Raw genomic sequence first — 24,135 nt, forward strand, 5'->3', positions numbered from 1 at the left:
GATAACAAAATGAAGAAAACAAGCAAAATACAACTGGCCGGCGCCATCGCTTTATTGACAGCGGCAAACTTAAGCGCGACGGCATCGGCCGCCGGTATCATCGGCCATCCCGGCCCTCAGCCCAGACCCGGACCATCCATGCAAACGCTTTCGGACGACGGCATGACGACCTACGTCGTGACACCGGAAGGCCACTTCCCAGCAGTCGACCCCTTCGACAATCCGCCCGGCAGTAATTTTCTGCCGACCGTTAACAGCAACATGATCGACTTCAACGGCGATGAAATGCCCAATACCCAGCCTTCCGCCTATGGCACAGGCGACAGCCGTTACCTGTTGCATGACGGCCCGGTATTGACCCAAGCGGTCAACAAGGCGTCACCCAGCGACGACCTGGATGCGGTCATCGATGCGCTGGAGTATGCCGCTGGAAAAAACAAAGTGGATAAGGATGCGGTTCATTTCGGACTCGATATCCTGGAAGGCAACCCCATTGCCGATAGAGCCTACAGCGGCATCCCGGTGCTGCATTACAAAGGCCCGGAAAAAGCCAAAACCGTCATTCCGATCTGCGCGGAACACAACCCTTGTCAGGAAAACGATACCGTCATCGGCGGCAATGTCGATGTCGAAATGATCTTCTTCGATCAACGCATCGAAGCCGATACCGCCTTTGTCGACCCCAGCGCCGTCCAGGATGTGCCCTGGACCATCACCTATCACGTCAACATCCTGCACAATGGCATCGAGGACTTTTCGCCGATGGTGATGTATTTCGACCAGAACCCCGACGGCACGCGCGGCCCCTTTCATGTGTCGATGGACCAAACCTATTTCCCGATGCTGGAGGAAGGCACCCGTTACACCGTCAAGATCAAGGAATCGTTGGGCAAGTATTATAATCTGACCTATATCTGGGGATGGCGCATCCACCCGCCGCGCGTGCAGGTCATCGAGAACGCGACCAAGGCGCCAATGGGCAAAACCCTGGTGCAATGGGAATCTGATGTCTTCGGCGTCAACCCTAGTCTTAATGAGGAGACCAAGTTAGCCGCGATCGCCAAAATCGGCGATATCGCCCCGGCCAAACGGATGTGGAATATATTGAGGATGCTGTCCGATCATAACAAAAAGCAAGCGAAGAAGAAGTCACTGGAGCATATGGTCGCCGACCTCAGGGCCGCCTATCTGGACTGGATGGACCGGACGAAGCTGCCTGCCGGCGTCGAGGCCGATCCAGATGCGACGATCACGCTGCTTTACGCCAACAATACCATTTACGGCAGTCGCCAAGGATTGTCTGGTGAAGGCAGCGGTCAAGGCCCCGCCAGCTTCAAGGGGATTTGTAATGGATGCGCCCATGATTGGACGATACGCCCGTACAACTATAAAGTCACGCTGTTGAATGGCGATCATTTCCCTCATGCCTATATGAATGTCGATTTCGGCGGCTCCAGAGGCTGGGAAAACCAGTTCCAGGAAACCGATCCGACCACGGCGTTCGCCGAACATGAGCATGCCGCTCCTAGCGTCATCGAAGGCAGCGAAACGACTATAGTCGACGATGTGCTGCTCGATACGACGCCTAACCCGGCCAAACAGGGCCTTGCCATCGACCCGTCCACCGGCGAATACGTCAAGACTAACGACCTGGTATTCCCGATGAACACCGGCGGCACCGAGGAGTTTCTGCAGGCATCGCCGCGTGACCCGGATATCAATGCGGAACCGCAATTCGGCTCCGGCTGTTTCTTCACGTTCGGCCGCAACCATGCCTGGCCGAATGCCGGCGGTCCCTGGGGCATGATCATGGTGCCCCCCGTCGGCGAAGACGGCGCACTGAGCATGCATAAGGTTGATATCACCTATAACTTTGAACCGAGCCGTAGGTTACGCATTTATCAATTCGACCCGTTACATCATGAAGTAGCGGTTTATTCACTGCACTAATCGCGGAATGCGCCGGTTAACGGGTAGTTCTGATTCGGGAACTGCCTGTAAACCGGTTTTTTGACATTTGGTCTGAACGTTTTCAAGACCACCGCTCGCAGTTTAATATTCTCCGCACTAGCCATAATTCCTAGAATCCTGTTGATGATTGCTTTAACCATACTCCCGCGTCTTGTTGGTCCGATCGCGGACGTTATCTTGCTAACTGCAATTAAAGCATCTTCATTGTTGCGCCGGCTGATTTATCTGCCTCTGATCTGCTTGAGCCAGATCGGCATCGCCCAGGCCGATTCCCATTTAAGCGCGATATGTTCATCCGATTCAAAAACTGGATCGGAAGCCCACTATCAATTGATTGCTCAATATCCCCATGACCCCGAAGCCTTCACCGAAGGACTTGTTTTCCATCAGGGGCAATTATTTGAAAGCACCGGCTTATTAGGCGCCTCGACGATACGCAAGGTCGATATCGAAAGCGGACAGGTCATTAACAGCTTAGCATTACCGAATAGATTCTTTGCCGAAGGCCTGACCGCACTGAACAACGAACTGATTCAACTGACCTGGAAAATGGGCCGTGTGTTCATCTATCGTCCTGATACGCTGCAAGTCGTCAGAACGTTTGATTATCCCGGCGAAGCCTGGGGCCTGACGTCGATCGATGGCTCGTTAGTCATTTCCAACGGTTCGTCGGAATTGCATTTTATCGACCCTGAGAGCTTACGGCTTATCAAAACGCTTAAAGTTAACTCGAAAGGACAGCCAATCGGCGGACTCAACGAATTGGAATTTGTCGAGGGGGCGATTTACGCCATTGTTTGGCCGAGTCCATGCATCGTTAAGATCGATCCGGCCGACGGAGAAGTATTAGCTTGGCTGAACATGTCCAGCCTTTCGCCTATTGTTGACCCCGATTGGCGCACGGTTTTGAACGGCATCGCCTATGATCCTGTAAAGCGACATTTTTTTGTGACCGGCAAGCATTGGCCTTATCTGTACGCCATTAAACTATCTGATATTAACGGATGAAATTTTACCATGCCTGACTCCCATATTTTCTCGCTCCACAGCCTTAACGGTCTGCCATGATTTCAATTCGTAACCTTCGCTTGTTTAAGAAAAAAACGGCCTTGAGTGTGATATCTTCCGGACTCATCGGCTTCGTTGCCGGTCACTACAGTGCAGATCGCCCGCCCGCTGTTGCCGGAAAAAAAAACCAGCATTCGTCACCTGCCCTTTCGGCCGCTTCCGAGGCCGAACACGTGTCTTATGTTTGCCCGATGCATCCCGAAATTGTCGCCGATCAGCCCGGCGATTGCCCTATCTGCGGCATGCCTCTGGTCGCACACACTCATGCCCATACACCACAGAACAGCGCTTTTCCGGCGGTCAAAATATCTCCGACCGTCGCGCATAATCTCGGCGTACGCCTTGCTCAGGCGCATACCGGGACCATGCAGCGCAAAATTGAAACGATAGGCAAGATCACCCGTATCGATCCTACCGCCCGTCAAATATTAACGCCGCCGATCTCCGGTGAATTGTCGTTTGTGGCCGATAAGGATGCCGGTGATCAGGTGAAAAAAGGGGAATTATTGTTTGCCGTCTCGTCACCAGAACTGCTCGCGCTGCAACAAGAATTCCAACAGTCCTTTACGGACGGCGACCGGCAATCCGCCACGCAAATGCTGCCTAGGCTACAGCAATACGGCTTAAGCGCTGAACAAATTTCCCGTTTGCAACAAGGCGAGCCCCCTCGGCTTGCCGCGCAAGTCTTTGCCAAAGAAGACGGTTTTGTATTTTTCCGGCGCGGCGCGGTAGGTGACCCGGTGAACCGCGGTTTTACCGTGTTCAACCTGTCGGGCAATACCCAGACGGTCGAAGTGACCGCCGAAATTTTCGAGCGACAATGGAATTGGGTAGAAACCAACCAGCAGGCCTGGATGACGGTGCGCGGACTACCCGGCGTTCATTTCAAAGGCCGAGTTGTCCGCGTTGAACCTCCGGTCGGATACACCACTCGCTCTTTGGAAATCAAAATAAAGTTCAAAACAGACCACCCAGGCCTGTCGCAAAGCATGTTCGCCCATATCAGCATCGATGCGCAATCTAGAAACAATATTCTCCAAATTCCTAAAGATGCGGTGATCAGAACCGGTGACGGCGATCGTGTCGTCAAGTTGCTTGATGATGGCGCCTATCAACCGGTTGCGGTCGTTTGCGGAGAAGCATCGGCCGGCATGATTGAAATTCTTTCTGGACTAAACGATAACGATGCCGTCGTCGCATCCGGACAATTTTTGATCGATTCGGAAAGCAATCTGCAAGCCGGTCTTCGCCGCCTCGCGAACGATAACGGCCAGCGCCAACCGAATGCCATTGATGATTAGGAGGATTTGATGATTCGAGCGCTGATACGCTGGTCGATTCACAATCGCATTCTAATCCTGCTGGCCGCCCTATTATTGAGTCTATGGGGCGCATATTCGATCCGCACAATGCCGTTGGATGCGATCCCCGATCTTTCTGATGTACAGGTGATCATACGCACCAGCTACGCCGGACAAACGCCGCAAACCGTCGAGGACCAAATCACCTACCCGCTATCGACCGCCATGCTTTCGGTGCCGGGAGCAACGGCCGTGCGCGGCTATTCGTTCTTCGGCGACTCCTATGTGTATGTGATTTTCTCCGATGATACCGACTTGTATTGGGCCCGTTCGCGCGTCCTGGAATACCTGAATCAAATTTCAGGTCAATTGCCGCCGGCGGCCAAAGCCAAGATAGGCCCTGACGCCACCGGGGTGGGATGGATCTATCAATATGCCTTGGTGGATCGCTCCGGCAAACACGACCTCGCCGAACTGCGTTCCCTGCAGGACTGGTTTGTCAAGTACGAATTGCAAACTTTGCCCGGCGTCTCGGAAGTCGCGACCGTCGGCGGCATGATCAAACAATATCAGGTCGAAATCGACCCCCATAAGCTACGCGGGTACTATCTGACCCTGGCTAATGTAAAACGGGCGATAGCGGAATCGAATCAAGAAATCAGCGGCTCGGTGCTGGAACAGGCCGAGGCCGAATATATGTTGCGTTTTAAAGGTTATTTGCAGAATATCAAGGACATCGGCCTGACCAGCGTTCCGACGTTACGACGACGTATTTCCATATCATCGGTATTATTGGATGACATCGCCCGCAGCATCCATATCGGTCCGGCGATGAGACGCGGCATCGCCGATCTCGATGGCGAGGGTGAAGTGGTCGGCGGCATCATAGTCATGCGTTCAGGCGCTAACGCCCTGGCGACCATTAACGAGGTGACAGCGAAAATGGCGGAACTGCAGCGCAGTTTGCCGTCCGGTGTGGAACTGGTCGAAACCTATAATCGATCCTCCTTGATCGAACGCTCAGTCTCGACGCTGCAGCATCGTTTGCTGGAAGAATTCTGCATCGTATTTTTGGTTTGCGCGCTGTTTCTTTACCATTTTCGCTCTTCACTGGTCATCTTGGTCAGCCTGCCGATCGGTATCATGAGCGCCTTCATCATCATGCGCCTGCAAGGGATCAATGCCAACATCATGTCTTTAGGCGGCATCGCTATCGCCATCGGGGCCATGGTCGATGCCTCCATCGTGATGATCGAGAACGTCCATAAACACATGGAACGTTCACCAAGTAATGAACAGAACCGCATACAACTGATACAGAATGCCGCCTTGGAAGTCGGCCCGGCTCTATTTTATTCATTATTGATCATCACCTTGAGTTTTTTGCCGGTCTTTGCTCTTGAGGGACAGGAAGCTAAATTGTTCGCACCGCTGGCCTATACCAAAACTTACGCGATGGCGGCGGCCTCCGGCTTATCGATCACGTTGACGCCGGCTTTGATGGTTTATTTCATTCGTGGCAAGCTCCATCGCGAAACCGAAAACCCGATTGCGCGGGCTTTGTCGACTTTTTATCGTCCCATGATCAATTCGGCGCTGCTGCACCCTTTTCGCACCATAGCTCTGGTATTGAGTTTATTGCTATCGACCTATTGGCCCTATAGCCAATTGGGCAGCGAATTCATGCCGGAAATGGATGAAGGTGATTTGCTATATATGCCGACAACACTGCCGGCTATCTCGGTGGGCAAGGCCCGTGAATTGTTGCAGCAGACCGACCGCCTGATCAAGACGGTTCCTGAAGTGAAGCAGGTATTCGGCAAGGTCGGTCGCTCAGACTCGGCCACCGATCCCGCGCCGTTGACGATGTTGGAAACGGTTATTCAGCTAAAGCCTAAAGCGCAATGGCGAGACGGAATGACTTTGCAAAAACTTAAGCAACAACTCGATCAGCGGGTTCAAATCCCCAGCTTGCGTAACGCCTGGTTGATGCCGATACGCGCTCGCATCGATATGCAATCCACTGGGATTAACACCCCGATCGGCATAAAGATCTCCGGTCCGGATATCGAGAGCATCCAAATGTTGGGCAGGCGGGTCGAATCGATCCTTGCTCGCCTGGAGGGAACAAAAACCGTCTTTTCCGAAAGAACCTCCGGAGCGCGCTATATCGATATCGATATCGACCGCCATGCCGCCGCACACTATGGCCTGAGCATTGCCGAAATCGAAGAAGCCGCCAATATCGCCGTTGGCGGAGTCGATATTACTTACACCCAAGAAGGACGAGAGCGCTATCCGGTCAACCTCAGGTATCCGCGGGAGTTCCGCGATTCGATTAGCAAATTGAAGGAGCTCCCTTTAGTCGCCACCGAAGACACTCATGTGCAATTACAGGATCTGGCAGAAATTCGCATCGTCAATGGTCCACCGGTCATCAAAAGCGAAAATGCCCGCATCAACGGCTGGGTCTATATTACGACAAAACATCACGATTTAGGCGCTTACATCGAAGAGGCGCAACAAGCGCTGAATCAGCAATTGGAAATACCGACCGGCTGCACGCTTTCCTGGTCTGGCCAGTACACCTATATGGAACGCGTGCAACAAAAAATGCGTTATATCATTCCGATTACATTAATACTGATTCTTACCTTGCTTTACCTGAGTTTCAGAAACTTCACCGAATCCTTCATGATCATGCTGGCGATTCCGTTAGCGCTGGTCGGAGGCATCTGGTTATTATGGCTACTTGATTATCAGCTGTCTGTCGCCGTAGGGGTTGGATTTATCGCATTGGCCGGCATCGCGACGGAATTCGGTATAGTCATGCTCATTTATTTACGCGAAGCGGTCCACAACGCGGCGCCGCAAAACGCCCTTGAATTGCGTCAGGCGGTGATCGCCGGCGCAGCCCAACGCATCCGACCTAAGGCAATGACCGCCGCCGTGATTTTTGCCGGCCTGCTCCCCATCTTATTAGGCAGCGGCAGTGGTTCGGAGGCTATGAAACGCATTGCCGCACCTATCATCGGTGGCATGTTGACCGCACCGCTGGTGTCGATGCTGTTGATTCCTGTTTTGTTTTATTTAATGCATAGAAAGCTTTTACACAAGAAAAATAGTTAGGATATTAAAATGCACTCCATTGTATCGCCATTCAGACTTCTACTCGTCTGTTGTTTTGTCCTCCTTTCCGCATGCTCAGTCCAAAAAGAATTCAAGGAAGGGCTCCATTATCAGCGTATCCAACCCGAACAACCTCATGATACTCACGATGGTCGGGTGGAGGTGATAGAAATGTTTTTTTATGGCTGCCGACATTGTTATGCATTGGAAGCGGATATCAACGCTTGGGCGGACGAGCATGCGGACTTGATTTCATTTCGTCGCCTGCCCGCTATCGTCGCCCCTTCCTGGATAACATTGGCCAAGGGTTTTTTTATTGCCGAACAACTGGGGGAGCTGGACAGGCTGCATCCGGCACTCTATGAAGCCATCCACAAACAGGGAGAACAATTTAACAATGATTATATGCTGATGAAATTTTTCATCGATCATGGCGTTAAACGTCAGGCGTTCATTGAGGCCAATAATTCCAAAGCCCTCGCAGAAAAACTCGATCATGCACGCATCATGACCGTCAAATATGGTTTAAGGGGAGTGCCTGCGATCATTGTCAACGGTAAATTCAAGACAGCCCCCTTTTACACCCATAGTCGACAAGAAATGCTGTTGGTGTTGAATCAGTTGATTGAGCAAGAACGAAGCAGTGCTTTCAATCATCGGTAATCTTTTTTTTAATCATCATAAACTACTAAGAGCTCGAATCATGTCTATATATATCCTCAAGAAAGCTGCCGTAGTCACCGCCGTTGCCGCCTCGTTATCCCTTGCTAGCCAAGTGACGGCGGAAAGTTATAATCCCTATCCCGGCAAATTACCAGCAAACTTAGTCAATGTCGTATCTCCCGCTACCGTCGAGGTAGAAGCCGAGACTTGGCCGGGTTATAGTCGGAATTTCAGGGTCTCCTTACCTAGTATCGAGGTTCCTAATCTAAATGCTCCGCAGCCATGTCAGCGCAAATTAGCCGAAAAAGCGCTCAGCTTTACCAAGAAATTTTTAACTGATGCGGCCAGCATCAGCATTAGCGCTTTGGAAATGTCTAACAGCGCCGATCAGACCGTTATCGGCCAGATCGATACCAATCAAGGCAGTTTGCTCGATGCCTTAAAAAACAATGGTTTTGCTCGTCTTGCAGACAACGATGAACCATGGTGTTGATGATGGTGAACCGGTCAAATCATAGTCTATCGCATCTTTATCGTGGCAACCGTCTTTCCGGCAAGAAGTCCATGCTTGCAAAATGTCCGGTTTGTTTGAGAAAGACAATCCACCCTTTATTAACCGTCGCCTTATTGTTGAGTACCGCAGCTTGCAGCAATAATACCAATACCACAACCGGTTTTTGGGAAGAAATGCGCGCCGATGTCGCCGTTAACAATGGGCCATCGCGCACTGGAAAACAAGTCTACGATTATCGTTGTAAGAGCTGCCATGCAAGAAATACGCAAGGCGCACCGATGCCCGGCGATGAATATGAATGGCGCCAGCGAGTGCAAAAAGGAATGGATGTGCTAATGGAACATACCATTAACGGTTATCAGCGGACCCTAATGCCGGCAAGAGGAGGCTGCCTGGATTGCAATGACACCGAACTGCGTAACGCAGTCCTCTATATGCTAAGTAAAAGCGGTATTGAGCTTAATAATCAGGATTGATCAGTTTGTTGGGCTACGCTGTCGCATCTGCTTATTAACAGGGACGTGATGTTAGCTGCCATGAATGTATTTATGCGTCCCCAGAAATCAATGACCTACTGCCTAAACCTTGAAAGATACTGAATAGTTACAAATTTATCTAAACAATTATCCGACCTGCATTGTAGGAAAGTGGCGCATCGGCCGGTGAACATGGAGGAGATGAAGCTATCCGCATTTCCCGGATTCCGCTGCGCTGCATCCAGGCTACTTTTTTAGGCAACGCTTCCGCTCCTGCTTATTCACAGGGATGTGATGTATGCCGGTTTTGCAGGTAGAAAATTGCTCCTGCATTTTCTACATTTCCGCCTTCCCTGGCGGTCAGAGCAAAAACCGGTCACGCTCCTTACCACCTTCCCTGTAGGCAAAAAAAAACCCGTTCAGGCTTCTGAACGGGTTTTTCAATTAAAAGCTTGGCGATTCCCTACTTTCGCATGGCAACCTGCCACACTATCATCGGCGCTAAGAGGTTTCACTGCCGAGTTCGGGATGGGATCGGGTGGTTCACTCTCGCTATGTTCACCAAGCAAAGGTGTTTAGTGGGTTTCGTTTGTATTCCCCACTGTCACGATCAGCTCTCGCTGATCCATGGAAATCTGTATCGTTCGTTCTCGTGCATTGAAAAGCGTCTTGTCAGGCTGCCATATCACACGCTCTCGATTATCAAACCGATTGGGTGTTATATGGTCAAGCCTCACGGGCAATTAGTATCAGTTAGCTTCATACGTTACCGCACTTCCACACCTGACCTATCAACCTAATAGTCTCTTAGGGCCCTTCAGGGGACTCATGGTCCCAGTGAGATCTCATCTTGGGAGGGGCTTCCCGCTTAGATGCTTTCAGCGGTTATCCTGTCCGATCATAGCTACCCGGCAATGCCACTGGCGTGACAACCGGAACACCAGAGGATCGTCCACTCCGGTCCTCTCGTACTAGGAGCAGCTTCCCTCAAATCTCAAACGCCCACGGCAGATAGGGACCGAACTGTCTCACGACGTTCTGAACCCAGCTCGCGTACCACTTTAAATGGCGAACAGCCATACCCTTGGGACCTGCTTCAGCCCCAGGATGTGATGAGCCGACATCGAGGTGCCAAACACCGCCGTCGATATGAACTCTTGGGCGGTATCAGCCTGTTATCCCCGGCGTACCTTTTATCCGTTGAGCGATGGCCCTTCCATTCAGAACCACCGGATCACTAAGACCTACTTTCGTACCTGCTCGACCTGTCCGTCTCGCAGTCAAGCACCCTATGCCTTTGCACTCATTGCATGATTTCCGACCATGCTGAGGGTACCTTCGTGCTCCTCCGTTACTCTTTGGGAGGAGACCGCCCCAGTCAAACTACCCACCATACACTGTCCCCAACCCGGATAACGGGTCTAGGTTAGAACTTCAAACATACCAGGGTGGTATTTCAGGATGGCTCCACGACAACTGGCGTCGCCGCTTCAAAGCCTCCCACCTATCCTACACAAGTAGGCTCAAAGTCCAGTGTAAAGCTATAGTAAAGGTGCACGGGGTCTTTCCGTCTAGCCGCGGGTACACTGCATCTTCACAGCGATTTCAATTTCACTGAGTCTCGGGTGGAGACAGTGTGGCCATCGTTACGCCATTCGTGCAGGTCGGAACTTACCCGACAAGGAATTTCGCTACCTTAGGACCGTTATAGTTACGGCCGCCGTTTACCGGGGCTTCGATCAAGAGCTTCCCTCACCTAGATTATCTATGCTTTCCCGTATCCGCTGTCTTAAGCTGTGATACGCTTTGCCACTTCGTTTTAACTGACTTTCCCGTCCTTTGCCGCCTGCTCTGTTAAGTAGGCTTCATAATAAGATACGATCCAGTCCTGTGCTTTTTTGTCGATTTGTTCTCGCCTTGCCTGTGTTGGCGCAGACGTTTTTAAATCAATCGTCGAACCCAGATAAAATTCATCTTCCGTCCGACTATACAGCACGTAAACGTAATACATGGCTCTAAATAATCTAGGTGAGGGTAACCCCATCAATTAACCTTCCGGCACCGGGCAGGCGTCACACCTATACGTCCACTTTCGTGTTTGCAGAGTGCTATGTTTTTGCTAAACAGTCGCAGCCACCAGTTTAATGCTACCTCTTCAGCTCCAGCCGCAGGGCCTTCACCTAACAAGGGCGTACCTTCTCCCGAAGTTACGGTACCATTTTGCCTAGTTCCTTCACCCGAGTTCTCTCAAGCGCCTTAGAATTCTCATCCCACCCACCTGTGTCGGTTTGGGGTACGGCTCGTCATAACCTGAAGCTTAGAGGGTTTTCTTGGAAGCAGGGCATCAATCACTTCGTCTCCTTATAAAGAGACTCGTCGTCACGCCTCAGGATTGTGAAACCGGATTTGCCTAATTTCACTCCTACACGCTTAAACTACCTATTCCAACAGGCAGCTGACCTAGCCTTCTCCGTCACCCCATCGCAGTTATAACAAGTACAGGAATATTAACCTGTTTTCCATCGACTACGCCTTTCGGCCTCGCCTTAGGTGCCGACTAACCCTGCGTCGATTAACGTTGCGCAGGAAACCTTGGGCTTTCGGCGTGGAGGTTTTCACCTCCATTATCGTTACTCATGTCAGCATTCGCACTTCTGATACCTCCAGGAAGCTTCTCAACTTCCTTCGCAGGCGTACAGAACGCTCCTCTACCACTCAGACGTTGTCTGAATCCGTAGCTTCGGTACTATGCTTAGCCCCGGTAAATCTTCCGCGCAAGCCGACTCGACCAGTGAGCTATTACGCTTTCTTTAAGGATGGCTGCTTCTAAGCCAACCTCCTGGCTGTCTGGGCCTTCTCACATCGTTTTCCACTGAGCATAGATTTGGGGACCTTAGCTGACGGTCTGGGCTGTTTCCCTTTCCACGACGGACCTTATCACCCGCCGTGTGTCTCCCGTGCTCAAACTTGCTGGTATTCGGAGTTTGCATCGGGTTGGTAAGTCGGGATGACCCCCTAGCCGAAACAGTGCTCTACCCCCAGCAGTCATACACGAGGCGCTACCTAAATAGCTTTCGAGGAGAACCAGCTATCTCCGGGCTTGATTAGCCTTTCACTCCGATCCACAGCTCATCCCCTCATTTTTCAACATAAGTGGGTTCGGTCCTCCAATCAGTATTACCTGATCTTCAACCTGGCCATGGATAGATCGCCCGGTTTCGGGTCTACACCTTGCGACTAAACGCCCTATTAAGACTCGCTTTCGCTACGCCTCCCCTAGTCGGTTAAGCTGGCCACAAAATGTAAGTCGCTGACCCATTATACAAAAGGTACGCAGTCACCCCTCACCTACAAATCTCTTTGAAAAATGTGCTTCACATTTTTTAAAAGATTTCTAGGTGAGGGGCTCCCACTGCTTGTACGCATACGGTTTCAGGATCTATTTCACTCCCCTCTCCGGGGTTCTTTTCGCCTTTCCCTCACGGTACTGGTTCACTATCGGTCAGTAAGGAGTATTTAGCCTTGGAGGATGGTCCCCCCATGTTCAGTCAAAGTTTCACGTGCTCCGACCTACTCGATTTCACACTTAATAAGTTTTCGTATACGCGGCTATCACGCTGTATCGCCAGACTTTCCAGACTGTTCTACTAACTTGCTAAATGCTTAAGGGCTGGTCCCCGTTCGCTCGCCACTACTTAGGGAATCTCGGTTGATTTCTTTTCCTCGGGGTACTTAGATGTTTCAGTTCTCCCGGTTCGCCTCTTACTCCTATGTATTCAGAGCAAGATAATGAGCTTGTGCCCATTGGGTTTCCCCATTCGGAAATCTGCGGATCAAAGTTTGTTTGCAAACTCCCCGCAGCTTATCGCATGCTACAACGTCCTTCTTCGCCTCTTACTGCCTAGGCATTCACCGTATGCGCTTATTCACTTGACCATATAACCCCAATCAGTCTGTTCACTCAGCCTACCGTCGATCAATCAATTTAAAAACTAAATCGATCAATCCCCGATTCGCTTCGCGTCCAGTCTGCTGTGTTATATCAATCAGCTGACATTTTCGCTTTTTTTTCTGCTTGAGAACTCATTAAAATTTAACCTTACGGTTTTACTTTAATTCGTTTACAGATTTCCACATTGTTAAAGAGCTATTAAACTTTCTACAAAGCCTAATTCTATAAAGTCTTCTCAAACCTTATAGAGTTAGTCTGTGTAATGGTGGAGCCAGGGAGGATCGAACTCCCGACCTCCTGCGTGCAAGGCAGGCGCTCTCCCAGCTGAGCTATGGCCCCATTTTACTGGTCTTTTTTACGCTATGCGGCGTTGCTCTCGTCGCTCGCTCAGTCACATACTGATGTATGCTCCTTCTCTCACGCCTTCGTGCGCCTTGCCTAGCCTAAAAAATCCGGCGTAAAATCCAACCAAGCTTTTGTCCATTCGCACTGATTACTACTCAATCACGCAAAATGGCTTTTGTGCAGAACAAGGCGAATGATGACGAAGCATACTTAGGTATGCGAGTGATCATTGAACGCCGTACTGCGCAAAAGTGGTGGGCCTGGGAGGATTTGAACCTCCGACCTCACCCTTATCAGGGGTGCGCTCTAACCAACTGAGCTACAGGCCCAGGCTCATACTCTCAATCGAAATAATTTGTTGTGGACACTCATGACGGCCTTTAGCTGTCTTTGTAAGGAGGTGATCCAGCCCCAGGTTCCCCTAGGGCTACCTTGTTACGACTTCACCCCAGTCATGAATCACAAAGTGGTGAGCGCCCTCCCGAAGGTTAGACTACCCACTTCTTTTGCAACCCACTCCCATGGTGTGACGGGCGGTGTGTACAAGGCCCGGGAACGTATTCACCGCGACATTCTGATTCGCGATTACTAGCGATTCCGACTTCATGCAGTCGAGTTGCAGACTGCAATCCGGACTAAGACCGGCTTTCTGGGATTTGCTGACTCTCGCAAGTTCGCTGCCCTTTGTACCGGCCATTGTAGCACGTGTGTAGCCCTACCCATAAGGGCCATGATGACTTGACGTCGTCCCCACCTTCCTCCGGTTTATCACCGGCAGTCTCCCTAGAGTTCCCACCATCACGTGTTGGCAACTAAGGATAAGGGTTGCGCTCGTTACGGGACTTAACCCAACATCTCACGACACGAGCTGACGACAGCCATGCAGCACCTGTCACTCAGTTCCCGAAGGCACCAAGTTATCTCTAACAAGTTCTGAGGATGTCAAGGGTAGGTAAGGTTCTTCGCGTTGCATCGAATTAAACCACATGCTCCACCGCTTGTGCGGGCCCCCGTCAATTCATTTGAGTTTTAGCCTTGCGGCCGTACTCCCAGGCGGTCAACTTAATACGTTAGCTCCACCACTAAGCACTTAATGCGCCCAACGGTTAGTTGACATCGTTTACGGCGTGGACTACCAGGGTATCTAATCCTGTTTGCTACCCACGCTTTCGTACCTCAGCGTCAGTTTGAGTCCAGGGGAGTCGCCTTCGCCACTGGTGTTCCTTCAGATCTCTACGCATTTCACCGCTACACCTGAAATTCCACTCCCCTCTACTCAACTCTAGTTGCCCAGTTTCAAATGCAGTTCCCAGGTTAAGCCCGGGGCTTTCACATCTGACTTAAACAACCGCCTACGCACGCTTTACGCCCAGTAATTCCGATTAACGCTCGCACCCTCCGTATTACCGCGGCTGCTGGCACGGAGTTAGCCGGTGCTTCTTCTAAAGGTAATGTCAAGACACCGGGTATTGGCCGATGCTTTTTCCTCCCAATTGAAAGTGCTTTACAACCCTCAGGCCTTCTTCACACACGCGGTATTGCTGGATCAGGCTTTCGCCCATTGTCCAATATTCCCCACTGCTGCCTCCCGTAGGAGTCTGGGCCGTGTCTCAGTCCCAGTGTGGCTGATCATCCTCTCAGACCAGCTATAGATCGTCGCCTTGGTAGGCCTTTACCCCACCAACTAGCTAATCTAACGTAGGCTCATCTAATAGCGCGAGGTCCGAAGAGCCCCCGCTTTCCCCCGTAGGGCGTATGCGGTATTAGCTCGGATTTCTCCGAGTTGTCCCCCACTACTAGGCAGATTCCTACGCATTACTCACCCGTCCGCCACTCGCCGCCAGAGAGCAAGCTCTCCGCGCTGCCGTTCGACTTGCATGTGTTAAGCATACCGCCAGCGTTCAATCTGAGCCATGATCAAACTCTTCAGTTTAATAATGCTTGATACTCAATAAGACGAGTATCCAATCTTGGCTCGACGCAGAATTGTACGTAAATTCATAAAACATGTATTGACGCGAATATCTGTGTCGAATATCTTAATACAGTCTAAAATATCCACCACAAGTACCCACACAAATTATTTCGACTTGTTTGTTAAAGAGCGTGACCGGATCAACCGGCCGAGGACCGAAGCCCTGTTGAGCTCGCCTATTTTACAGCAGAATCTCAACTTGTCAACCTCCGTTTCAACTTTTTTTGCCGCCGTCCTGGCGACTTCGAAACGATCCGACAGAGCAAGCTCCGTCTCGATCACCTCGAAAGAGCCGGCCATTATACAGCCTCAAATCCGTTTGTCAAAAGTTTTTTTCGGCCCTTTCGAACCGCCTCCCGGCGACCCTCAAAAACCCCAGCCAACTTTCAGCTCCAACCGCTTCCTGCGTCCTTCCGTCGAACCCAATCAACGAAAGAAGGCGTATTTTACAGCCTCAACGTAAAGTGTCAAGCTTTTTACCTCAATAAAAATATCGGATCGTTAATGGCTATTGCCTTCCCCAGGGCTCCCTCATTAAAAAATACCTGAACCAACACATTGGTTAATATCGCCTCATCCCTCTGGGCGGGCGGGTTATTTACCCACCCCAAACGTATAACTTACTCTAGCCACGGTTGAATCGTTCAGGACCTCGTTGACCTGCATTTCGCATAGCGACATGCGGACTACTTGCTTTTCGCGCCAAGGGCGGCTGCCCGTAGGAGGCCCGCCCTCGGGCCGAATGGCTCTTTTCGCGCCAGGGGCGGCGCTCCTACGCATAGCACCGTCTTGCCTTCGGATGTGCCGAACGGTGTGAAGCGCATCAAAAACGGCGCGCTTCCTATCGTCAGCACACCCTACCACATCGTAGGGCGGCTTCGCGAAGCAAGCCGCCAAAAACCGCCACCGGGGCAAAATTGGCCTGCGCGCGAGGCGAGTTATTTAACACATCCTAAACGTTTAACTTACTTTAGGCGTATTTGTTGTTAATTTTCTGTTTTGCCACTCATTCATTTAATGAGGTAGCCCTATTGCCTTACCGGCCTATTATTTAACTGCGCTGATCATTTCTGTATACTAAGCCGACGAAAAAACAGCCTACCGGCGCAGTTGTTTTCTGAATTGCTCGGCCCTTGCAAGTCGAGCATAGGCGAACTTCTCCTTAACCTAAGCAACCATGACACTACTTATCAGTAAATTTCCTCGTTTCAGAAAATTTATCACCCGCATTAAACGCTGGCAATTACGTCATCAATATCGTCATATGGCTAAAATCAGTCGTCATCTTAAAATCGACTCCATGGACGTACAGGCCGTTTATTGGAAAAAACAGCACATATGTTCTTTAATCCCTTTCAGTCAAATTAACAATTCCTTACTCGGAGAAACCGCCTTCATTGTCGCTTCCGGCCCTTCACTGAAATCTATCGACATTAAACCACTCACCAACAAATACACTTTTGGCGTCAATGGCTCAATCCTTAAGTTTGTTGATGCGGACATAAGCCCTACTTTCTATGTGATCAGCGATGAAGAATTTATTTACAACCGTCCGCAACTTTTGAGACTTATTTTAAAAAACAGCGAGAGCCACTGTTTTTTCACGCCCCAGGCGATTACTGCCATTTGCGAAATAGACGTCGACCTGCTTAAGGGGCACCAAAAAATCACGCTTTTCAACAATCACTTCAAGGATTACGGCAAAGCCGCGCTGGAATTCCCGGACATTGTAAAAATGGCGCACAACGACCCCGAGATCATTACCGAAGACGGAAAAATAGGCTTCTCCCTGAATCCGGAAAAAGGCGTCTTTACAGCCCATACTGTGCCTTATTTCGCCTTACAAATCGCTTATGGCTTAGGGTTTAGGACAATTAACATAGCCGGCATGGACCTGGGAAGCCCAAGCGGCGAAACGCGGTTTTACGAACAAGGCTCAGCGGCCATGCCATCCCATTTAGACCGAGACTACCTCAAGTCAATTCTTCCTTCTTTTGAAATCGTCAGTCAACTCTGTAAAAACAAGACTCTTCAGGTATTTAATCTATCACCGAACAGTCGCTTGCCGGACAGCGTGATCCCCAAAAAGAGCTTTGCCGATGCGATTCGAAATCATTGAGGATTTGCTAACAATAACTTCTCGAAACAGAGTGATTCGGTCACTTTACAAGACACCGTAATTCCCTTGCGACTAGCCGCTCCTGCTTGACGTTGCATCGACACGCCCTGCCGCCGTCACCCGCAAACCGAGCGACCGAACCAGCTCTAAGCCGATATGTAGCAAGAAAGGCCGTTATTTGCAGTCATATCCTGACTCATTTTGTCGTTCCTCTATATTCATTTTTTTGCAGCTGCTTGATCATATTGCCGCAAGCCACTCCGGCTGACGCGATAAAACCTCTCCAGCCATCCTTGTAACCTTTTTTGAAGCAGTATTGCTTAATAAACGCCAGCAGCGGATTCAGTAAAATCATATAAGGCTTACTGGGTTTGGGGTCATACTGCGCTGCACGGCGTCCTAATCGAATATAGCTACGCAGCATATCGTCAAGGTCTTGCCATGAATCGTGCTTACAAGTGCCAGGCAAATGCGCCACATTGCCATTGACAATCAGTTGATCATGACCGCCTAAGCCATCGACCCCCACCCCTTTTACCGTCGCCACACCCCCGCGTACGACACGCAGCCTATGCTCTGGCTGAAAAACATGATGCAACCACCCTCCCAAAAACCAAACCTTCCGGTTAAAGGTAAAAGCCTCTATGTTCGGATCAATTGTCTTTTCAGTCAGGTCTTTAATGGAGTTCTGCAGAGTTTCGTCTAACGACTCGTCGGAATCCAAAACCAAGATCCAATCGTAGTCTTTGGCCTGTTCCAAACAAAATTGCCGTTGCTTAACCATGCCAGGCCATGGCCTGCGCACCACTTTGGCGCCGTATTGTACACACAGATCAATGGTGCCATCCGTTGACCCGGAATCGACAACGATGATGTCATTGGTCACCGCTTTGACACTATCCAGGCACTCTCTGATCGTGCGTATGTTGTCCTTGGTGGGAATCACCGCACAAAGACTATATTTTTTTTGTTGCTCGCTCATCGCTGGCGTTTCTTTTCTTCAAATACTTGATTGATGACATCCAAATGCGCTTTTTTTTCATTGCTGGATGTTAAATGCGTAACACTTGCCGCTATTGCTGAGGCATCAAAAGATTGCCGCATAATAAAATTCGCACATTGCTCGATAGCCTGATCTTCAGCGATATTTTCAACGACCAAACCGGAAAATGGTTTCATCACCTCGGCCGCTCCGTTATTTCTCGTCGTTACAACAGGACAGCCGCAGGCCAATGCTTCAAGCGCGGCATTGGAAAAAGGATCGTAACGCGTCAACAATACCATCAAATCGGCCGCCTGATAGTATTGCGCAACATTGTTCACGACCCCTTTGTATTGAACATAGCCTACCAAACCCGCCTGTTTGATCGCATTTTGCACATAACCGCTATCGCCTTTACCGACCACGATCAAATAAGCCTTACAACCGTGTTCATGCAAATTTGTCAGCACCTTAACGGCATGATGCAAACCCTTGCGTTCAAACCCCGAACCGGACAATAATAAAATTTTATCGGCCTCGACCGGCAAGCCCAACTGCCGCCTAATGGCGGCCTTATCGAGTTCGGCGACATTAAAAACAGCCTCATCATAACCATTATAAATGGTGACGACTTTATCTTGGACATTAGGGTATGTCTGCACGATATGAGAACGGACCAATTCTGAATTTGCGATGACATAGCGCGCCGACTCGAAACTATTTCGCTCCAACTTAGGCGCCAACCAGTGCCAGGGATTCACCATCCAAGTCTTGCTGGCGCCGTAACGCCGCAACACATTGAGTCGATGGATGCCGTCTCCCGCCCGATAGATATCGCAATTAGGCCCGTACTCCAGACTGTAAACGACACTATTTTGATGGTATATAGGCAAAGAATTAATGAATCGCGTATACCACCAGGAACGCCACCATGGCGGCCCCTTGCGTCCCGGTATGATATGGCCGTTAAAGCGATTCCCCGCCCAAAGCCTATGTACTTGATACCGATCGCTAAAATTCTGCGCCAGCCGTTCGGCGACTCTTTCCGCGCCACCCATGCCGCTGTTGCGGCGCACTATATAAAGCTGTTGTTCCATATCCTTAATCGACTTCCAGATTTAACCCTCTAAACCTGATTCTTGTTGCAACCTGTAATAGAAGCCCTGCTTAGCCATCAGCTCTTGATGTGTTCCTTGCTCAACGATATGTCCCTGGTCTATTACAACAATCAAATCGGCATTGATCACAGTCGATAAACGATGAGCTATGACCAGCGTTGTCCTATCTTTCATGATATTTTCCAGCGCCGCTTGTATCCATTTTTCCGAATTCACATCCAATGCCGACGTCGCTTCATCCAGAATTAAGATAGGCGCATTTTTCAATAGCGCCCTAGCCAACGCGAGTCGTTGCTTCTGTCCACCAGACAAAGTAATGCCTTGTTCCCCGATATTGGTATCAAAACCCTCGGTCAATCTCTCTATAAATTCTGTTGCATAGGCATCGCTTGCCGCCTGAACGATCTGTTCTCGCGTCGCCGTACTTAACTCCCCATAAGCGATATTATTGGCGACCGTATCATTGAACAGCGTGATGTTTTGAGTCACCAAGGCGATTTGCCTTCTCAAACTAGCTAAATCGTATTCCCTAATATCAACGCCATCCAATAATATTTCGCCTTTATCATATTCGTAAAACCGGGACAGCAAATTCACGATGGAGCTCTTACCTCCGCCCGATGGACCGACTAGAGCTATCGTTTGTCCTGGCTGAACCTTAAAACTGACATGATTCAAAACATATCCGGCGGCTTCATCGTAAGCAAAACTAAGATCTTTAAATTCCAATCTTCCCGTGACGTCTTGGCACTGTTTGCCCCCTTGTTTTTTCTCGGTTTGCTGATCCAGCACTTCAAATATGCTTTCGGCAGCAACGATGCCTTTTTGAATGGCGCCATTGGCATCGCTTAACTGTCGTATTGGACGAGGCAATAAAAATGCCGCGGTCAGGTAGCCGACAAAACTGCCGGCACTGACATCTTGCATAAAAAACAAGGCCAGATACATCAAACCCGCTAATGCGATCGAAATAATAAATTGCATCAGTGGGTTATGGATGGCCATGGTTGTAGCCATTTTTAATGATTGATTGCGATTATTCCGGCTACTGGCTAAAAAGCGGTTACGTTCATATTCCTGACCGCCATAACTCCTGACGATGCGATGACCATTCACCAATTCCGAAGTCACATGAGTCATGTCGCCGACTGAATTCTGAATTCGTTTTCCCAAACGCCTTAATCGTTTACTGACATAATTGACCATGACGGCGATCACCGGCGCAATCGCAAAAAAAACCAGTGTCAATCTCCATTCAACATAAAATAAATACGCCAGCAGCCCCACAACGGTCAACCCCTCCCTGACAAAGGTTCTGATCGCATCGGTGCACGCCTTGGTGACTTCACCGACATTATGGGTGATCCTGGAAATCATGTAGCCGCTGTTATTTTGATCAAAATAAGGCGTCGGCAGACGCGTATATTGATTAAAAACTTCACACCTCAAGGCATGCACTACATTACTGGAAACCTTCGCAAGAAAATAATTGCCTAAATAGGCGCCGATCCCCCGGATAAAAACCAGGCCGCTAAAAAAAAGCGGCAAATACAGCATTTTCTGTTTCTCGCCGGCCTGCAGGGTATCGATGATATGTTTGACTAGCGCCGCAAACATCGGCTGAGTGCTGGAATAAAATAAAAAACCTATAACGCTGATGAAGAAAAGCAAACGATGCGGCACTACATAACCGAGCAGACGCCTATATATTCGCGCGCCGGTTTGTTTGCTATGCTTGTTCTTTTTCATAGACAACCCAAACTGTATTGGCGTAACGATTATTGTATTTTTGCCCCGGATACATTAATTTTCGAATGGCTCGAATCCATAAAGATTTCGGTTTTTCGGTAACAAATTTCTCGACGATATTTAGCCGATGCTTATCCGCCTGATAAGTAAAGAAGTTTTCGGCCTGCTGGCAATTAAAAAACCACTTATGTCTATCCGCCGGTTTTTCTACCGGCAATCCATAATGCAAAAAATCGCCACTGCCTTTTTCTATTTTGCGCCTCGCATCGCGCCAGCAATTTGGAAGCGAAATAATAATATATCGCTGTGAAATGCGTATCAGTTCATCAAACAGCAAATGCAAGTTATCCAGGTGCTCCAAGACCTCTATACATAACACACAATTAAATTCATTATCCTGAAAAGGCAAGGACTTCAGGCAGTCCAAATTCAGTTGAATATCAGGGTCACCCGCCATGTCAACTCCGACATAATCACAATTCTGCAACAAAGTCCTTAATGGCGCCTGAAAACAACCGATATCAGCCACGCGCTGGGTTAAATATCGCTCAAACCGCTTGGCAACAAATTCACTTCGCTGATGCCGCTCTTTAAAATGAACAAATTCAGTCTGCAATGCTCTCTTCCTTATCAATAATTACTTTAACGATCTTCAAGGCCTAAACTCGCAATTTATCGTCGCGTCGATGACTAACGCGATCGATTTTAAAACAAGTCGTCGTTGCGCCAATAAACGCTACCGGTATCCAATAAGCGAACCATAGGGATGTCGGCCTCGTTAAGGGATATTGGCCGTTGGTCATCAAACAAAGAATGCCAAAAAACAAGCAAATGCCCCATAGCCCTATGATTGAGTCGCGCTGTTTGAACCCAGCAATAAAACATAAGCATAAATTCATCAAGAACAACAAAACTCCAACGATCCCTCCCATTCTGAATACCGCCAATAAAATATTATGACTATGGTTGAATTTTTCACCACTGTCGATAAATATAGGCGGCCTGTGGCTAGCCCCTTGACCAAACCAAAAATATTCAAGGGATTCATAAAAAGAAGCGCGCCAGATTTCTCCTCGGTATGGAAAATGCAGGCCCCGGCTAAATATCTGTTTTGCCGTTTCGCTCAACAATAACACCGACAGCAAAATAATCGCTAATGCAATAAAATATATTAAAAACTTCTTAAGCCTAAAGCCTTGACAATAGGCTACTAGAGGCATAGAGATCAGAAAAGCAATTTGAGGCCCTCGCGATTTCGCCAATAACAAAATCATAATGAACGGGATGGACAAAGCGGAAATACCCAGCTTATGTGACAGCGATTTTTCCTCAAGCACCCACCAAAAGCAGGCTAAAAGTAGCATGCCGGCAAAAATCGCCTCATCGATCGGACGGTCACTATAACGAATAGCCAAAGGGTTTTCGTAAGTGTTGAAATGCTCCCAGATACCGTGCAGATAATAAAAAAAACCCGTCAGTATCAATGCTTTAAATAAAAGAGAGGAGTAATCTTCCCTTTTATATTGAACAAAAAAAATCGCACCTATCAGGCAATAGGTCGTAAACAAATACCTTAGATAGGTCAGCGTTTGCTCATTCGAATAATGGATCGACCATGTGCTGTTTAAAAAAAGATAAGCGGCAAAAACAACGGTACTGACAATAATCCAATTGGGAATTTCAAGCTGCTTAAAATAAAAAAAGGCCAACAATACGACGGCGGGGCAAACCCCTATATAAAAAAATGTATTCTGCTTACTCGTTGTAGGGAATAAAAAATAACCTAAAAGAAACACTGTCGTCGTAATTAAAACCCATTGATCAATAGTTTTTTTAACATAAAACATCAATTTAGTATTCATAATCTATCATCGATCCATTTTTTGATAAAATCCATGTCTTAACTCATCTAAACTCTATTTTTACGCCTGAATGATTCCAGAACTTAATACGCATACGAAACTTCGATTTTCTAATATGGGCTTTAGCCATTTTTTATCAATCTACTTTTAATCAATCTAAACCTCTCTTTGCCTATGAGAAAATTCCGGAGTTTCCTAATGCTTCTTTCCAATTTTTTCAACCAATGTACTCTCTCGACTGTCGCTATGCTTTTATAAAGTTCAATTTGATTGATTAATTGACTGGCCGGTGATTTCCAGGTGATTATCAAGCATTTTTTTTCTTCATCGGCAAAACATAAAACGGCATCAGGAAAAAACTCTTGAATTTTGGCCAGCCATTTTTGTGAACGCCATACGGTACAATGCGCATTCTGCCCATTCGGTAAGATATGTTTCGCCAAGCAAGTCGATATATTGAAAAAAACGTGTGAAGAAAGGCTTTTCATATGTCTTAAGACATCGTCTATATCCTCTTCCGGTATATGCTCTAATACGTCCGTATTGATGATTAAATCAACACGATCGGTTTTTATTTCCGAGAATTCCGTTATTGCCGGATCATAGCGGTGATATACCGCATCCCCATAGTCTAGCGTTTTAATCAAATCACTTTGTCCGCACCCATACTCCAACAGTGAATTTGGCTTCAAATCAACGATACAGGCTTGAATATGCGTGTCAAAATAATGTCCTGTATAGCCATATTTTTTTGAATCATGCAACTCTGAATATTGTCCGATCAAATTCTTATCAATAACGCCCATTCTTAACGACCTTTTCTATTTCAAATACTTTTAAATTTATTTTTTTTCGCAACTATTCAGTATAAAAATGTTTTTCTATCAGTTACTTGCTTCGGAAGACGCCGC

The 24,135-nt window shown here is 48.7% G+C and carries 15 protein-coding genes, 2 tRNA genes and 3 rRNA genes; 8 read left to right on the top strand and 12 right to left on the bottom strand.

Features of this window, described 5'->3' with window-relative positions:
- Positions 1-9 precede the first annotated feature (9 nt).
- From Q9L42_RS02515 to Q9L42_RS02545, 7 genes are all read left to right on the top strand, one after another.
- Positions 10-1,950: a hypothetical protein gene (locus Q9L42_RS02515; protein ID WP_349431832.1), complete on the top strand. Its 1,941-nt coding sequence runs from the start codon at positions 10-12 to the stop codon at positions 1,948-1,950.
- Positions 1,951-2,148: 198 nt separating this feature from the next.
- On the top strand, positions 2,149-2,979 hold the full coding sequence (locus tag Q9L42_RS02520) for a glutaminyl-peptide cyclotransferase (RefSeq protein ID WP_305910005.1): 831 nt from the start codon (positions 2,149-2,151) through the stop codon (positions 2,977-2,979).
- Positions 2,980-3,086: 107 nt separating this feature from the next.
- Positions 3,087-4,340: an efflux RND transporter periplasmic adaptor subunit gene (locus tag Q9L42_RS02525; protein ID WP_349432730.1), complete on the top strand. Its 1,254-nt coding sequence runs from the start codon at positions 3,087-3,089 to the stop codon at positions 4,338-4,340.
- Positions 4,341-4,349: 9 nt separating this feature from the next.
- A complete protein-coding gene (locus Q9L42_RS02530; RefSeq protein ID WP_305910003.1) occupies positions 4,350-7,469 on the top strand; it encodes an efflux RND transporter permease subunit in 3,120 nt (1,039 codons plus the stop codon).
- A gap of 171 nt (positions 7,470-7,640) precedes the next feature.
- Positions 7,641-8,132: a thiol:disulfide interchange protein DsbA/DsbL gene (locus Q9L42_RS02535; RefSeq protein WP_349431833.1), complete on the top strand. Its 492-nt coding sequence runs from the start codon at positions 7,641-7,643 to the stop codon at positions 8,130-8,132.
- Positions 8,133-8,172: 40 nt separating this feature from the next.
- Positions 8,173-8,625: a hypothetical protein gene (locus tag Q9L42_RS02540; RefSeq protein ID WP_305910001.1), complete on the top strand. Its 453-nt coding sequence runs from the start codon at positions 8,173-8,175 to the stop codon at positions 8,623-8,625.
- A 71-nt stretch (positions 8,626-8,696) separates the two neighbouring features.
- Positions 8,697-9,122, top strand: a complete 426-nt coding sequence (locus Q9L42_RS02545) for a c-type cytochrome (protein WP_349431834.1) — start codon at positions 8,697-8,699, stop codon at positions 9,120-9,122.
- Positions 9,123-9,572: 450 nt separating this feature from the next.
- On the opposite strand, the gene rrf is transcribed toward Q9L42_RS02545, so the two are convergent.
- The 6 genes from rrf to Q9L42_RS02575 all read right to left on the bottom strand — a co-directional run bounded on the left by rrf (position 9,573) and on the right by Q9L42_RS02575 (position 15,694).
- Positions 9,573-9,688 (bottom strand): 5S ribosomal RNA (gene rrf / locus Q9L42_RS02550).
- Between the two features lie 156 nt (positions 9,689-9,844).
- A 23S ribosomal RNA gene (locus Q9L42_RS02555) occupies positions 9,845-13,058 on the bottom strand.
- A gap of 279 nt (positions 13,059-13,337) precedes the next feature.
- Positions 13,338-13,413, bottom strand: a tRNA-Ala gene (locus Q9L42_RS02560).
- Between the two features lie 258 nt (positions 13,414-13,671).
- A tRNA-Ile gene (locus Q9L42_RS02565) sits at positions 13,672-13,748 on the bottom strand.
- A gap of 64 nt (positions 13,749-13,812) precedes the next feature.
- Positions 13,813-15,352: ribosomal RNA gene (locus Q9L42_RS02570) — 16S ribosomal RNA — on the bottom strand.
- Together the 16S, 23S and 5S rRNA genes with 2 tRNA genes alongside form the textbook arrangement of a ribosomal RNA operon.
- 147 nt (positions 15,353-15,499) lie before the next feature.
- Entirely contained in the window at positions 15,500-15,694 is a 195-nt protein-coding gene (locus tag Q9L42_RS02575; protein ID WP_349431794.1) for a hypothetical protein, read from the bottom strand.
- Between the two features lie 877 nt (positions 15,695-16,571).
- Here Q9L42_RS02575 and Q9L42_RS02580 point away from each other — a divergent pair.
- Positions 16,572-17,513, top strand: coding sequence for a 6-hydroxymethylpterin diphosphokinase MptE-like protein (locus Q9L42_RS02580; protein WP_305909999.1), 942 nt, complete (start codon positions 16,572-16,574; stop codon positions 17,511-17,513).
- A 196-nt stretch (positions 17,514-17,709) separates the two neighbouring features.
- On the opposite strand, the gene Q9L42_RS02585 is transcribed toward Q9L42_RS02580, so the two are convergent.
- From Q9L42_RS02585 to Q9L42_RS02610, 6 genes are all read right to left on the bottom strand, one after another.
- Positions 17,710-18,495, bottom strand: coding sequence for a glycosyltransferase family 2 protein (locus tag Q9L42_RS02585; protein WP_349431835.1), 786 nt, complete (start codon positions 18,493-18,495; stop codon positions 17,710-17,712).
- A complete protein-coding gene (locus Q9L42_RS02590) occupies positions 18,492-19,592 on the bottom strand; it encodes a glycosyltransferase family 4 protein (protein WP_349431836.1) in 1,101 nt (366 codons plus the stop codon). Before Q9L42_RS02590 ends, Q9L42_RS02585 begins: the two co-directional genes overlap by 4 nt.
- Positions 19,593-19,613: 21 nt before the next feature.
- Positions 19,614-21,362: a lipid A export permease/ATP-binding protein MsbA gene (msbA, locus tag Q9L42_RS02595; RefSeq protein ID WP_349431837.1), complete on the bottom strand. Its 1,749-nt coding sequence runs from the start codon at positions 21,360-21,362 to the stop codon at positions 19,614-19,616.
- Positions 21,343-21,978, bottom strand: a complete 636-nt coding sequence (locus Q9L42_RS02600; RefSeq protein ID WP_305909996.1) for a class I SAM-dependent methyltransferase — start codon at positions 21,976-21,978, stop codon at positions 21,343-21,345. The genes msbA and Q9L42_RS02600 overlap by 20 nt, the downstream gene beginning before the upstream one ends.
- A 43-nt stretch (positions 21,979-22,021) precedes the next feature.
- Positions 22,022-23,224: an O-antigen ligase family protein gene (locus Q9L42_RS02605; RefSeq protein WP_349431838.1), complete on the bottom strand. Its 1,203-nt coding sequence runs from the start codon at positions 23,222-23,224 to the stop codon at positions 22,022-22,024.
- 122 nt (positions 23,225-23,346) lie between these two features.
- Positions 23,347-24,030 (bottom strand): methyltransferase domain-containing protein, encoded by a 684-nt coding sequence (locus Q9L42_RS02610; RefSeq protein WP_349431839.1) that lies wholly within the window; start codon positions 24,028-24,030, stop codon positions 23,347-23,349.
- Positions 24,031-24,135 lie beyond the last annotated feature (105 nt).

Source organism: Methylomarinum sp. Ch1-1 (genome assembly GCF_030717995.2).
GTDB lineage: Bacteria > Pseudomonadota > Gammaproteobacteria > Methylococcales > Methylomonadaceae > Methylomarinum > Methylomarinum roseum.

What these genes read in the sequence shown, in the direction of transcription:
- Q9L42_RS02605 (WP_349431838.1), bottom strand. Translation starts at nt 23,224, where the DNA reads ATGAATACTAAATTGATGTTTTATGTTAAAAAAACTATTGATCAATGG.
- Q9L42_RS02545 (WP_349431834.1), top strand. Translation starts at nt 8,697, where the DNA reads ATGCTTGCAAAATGTCCGGTTTGTTTGAGAAAGACAATCCACCCTTTA.
- Q9L42_RS02530 (WP_305910003.1), top strand. Translation starts at nt 4,350, where the DNA reads ATGATTCGAGCGCTGATACGCTGGTCGATTCACAATCGCATTCTAATC.
- Q9L42_RS02590 (WP_349431836.1), bottom strand. Translation starts at nt 19,592, where the DNA reads ATGGAACAACAGCTTTATATAGTGCGCCGCAACAGCGGCATGGGTGGC.
- Q9L42_RS02585 (WP_349431835.1), bottom strand. Translation starts at nt 18,495, where the DNA reads ATGAGCGAGCAACAAAAAAAATATAGTCTTTGTGCGGTGATTCCCACC.
- msbA (WP_349431837.1), bottom strand. Translation starts at nt 21,362, where the DNA reads ATGAAAAAGAACAAGCATAGCAAACAAACCGGCGCGCGAATATATAGG.
- Q9L42_RS02540 (WP_305910001.1), top strand. Translation starts at nt 8,173, where the DNA reads ATGTCTATATATATCCTCAAGAAAGCTGCCGTAGTCACCGCCGTTGCC.
- Q9L42_RS02610 (WP_349431839.1), bottom strand. Translation starts at nt 24,030, where the DNA reads ATGGGCGTTATTGATAAGAATTTGATCGGACAATATTCAGAGTTGCAT.
- Q9L42_RS02535 (WP_349431833.1), top strand. Translation starts at nt 7,641, where the DNA reads ATGTTTTTTTATGGCTGCCGACATTGTTATGCATTGGAAGCGGATATC.
- Q9L42_RS02515 (WP_349431832.1), top strand. Translation starts at nt 10, where the DNA reads ATGAAGAAAACAAGCAAAATACAACTGGCCGGCGCCATCGCTTTATTG.
- Q9L42_RS02580 (WP_305909999.1), top strand. Translation starts at nt 16,572, where the DNA reads ATGACACTACTTATCAGTAAATTTCCTCGTTTCAGAAAATTTATCACC.
- Q9L42_RS02575 (WP_349431794.1), bottom strand. Translation starts at nt 15,694, where the DNA reads ATGGCCGGCTCTTTCGAGGTGATCGAGACGGAGCTTGCTCTGTCGGAT.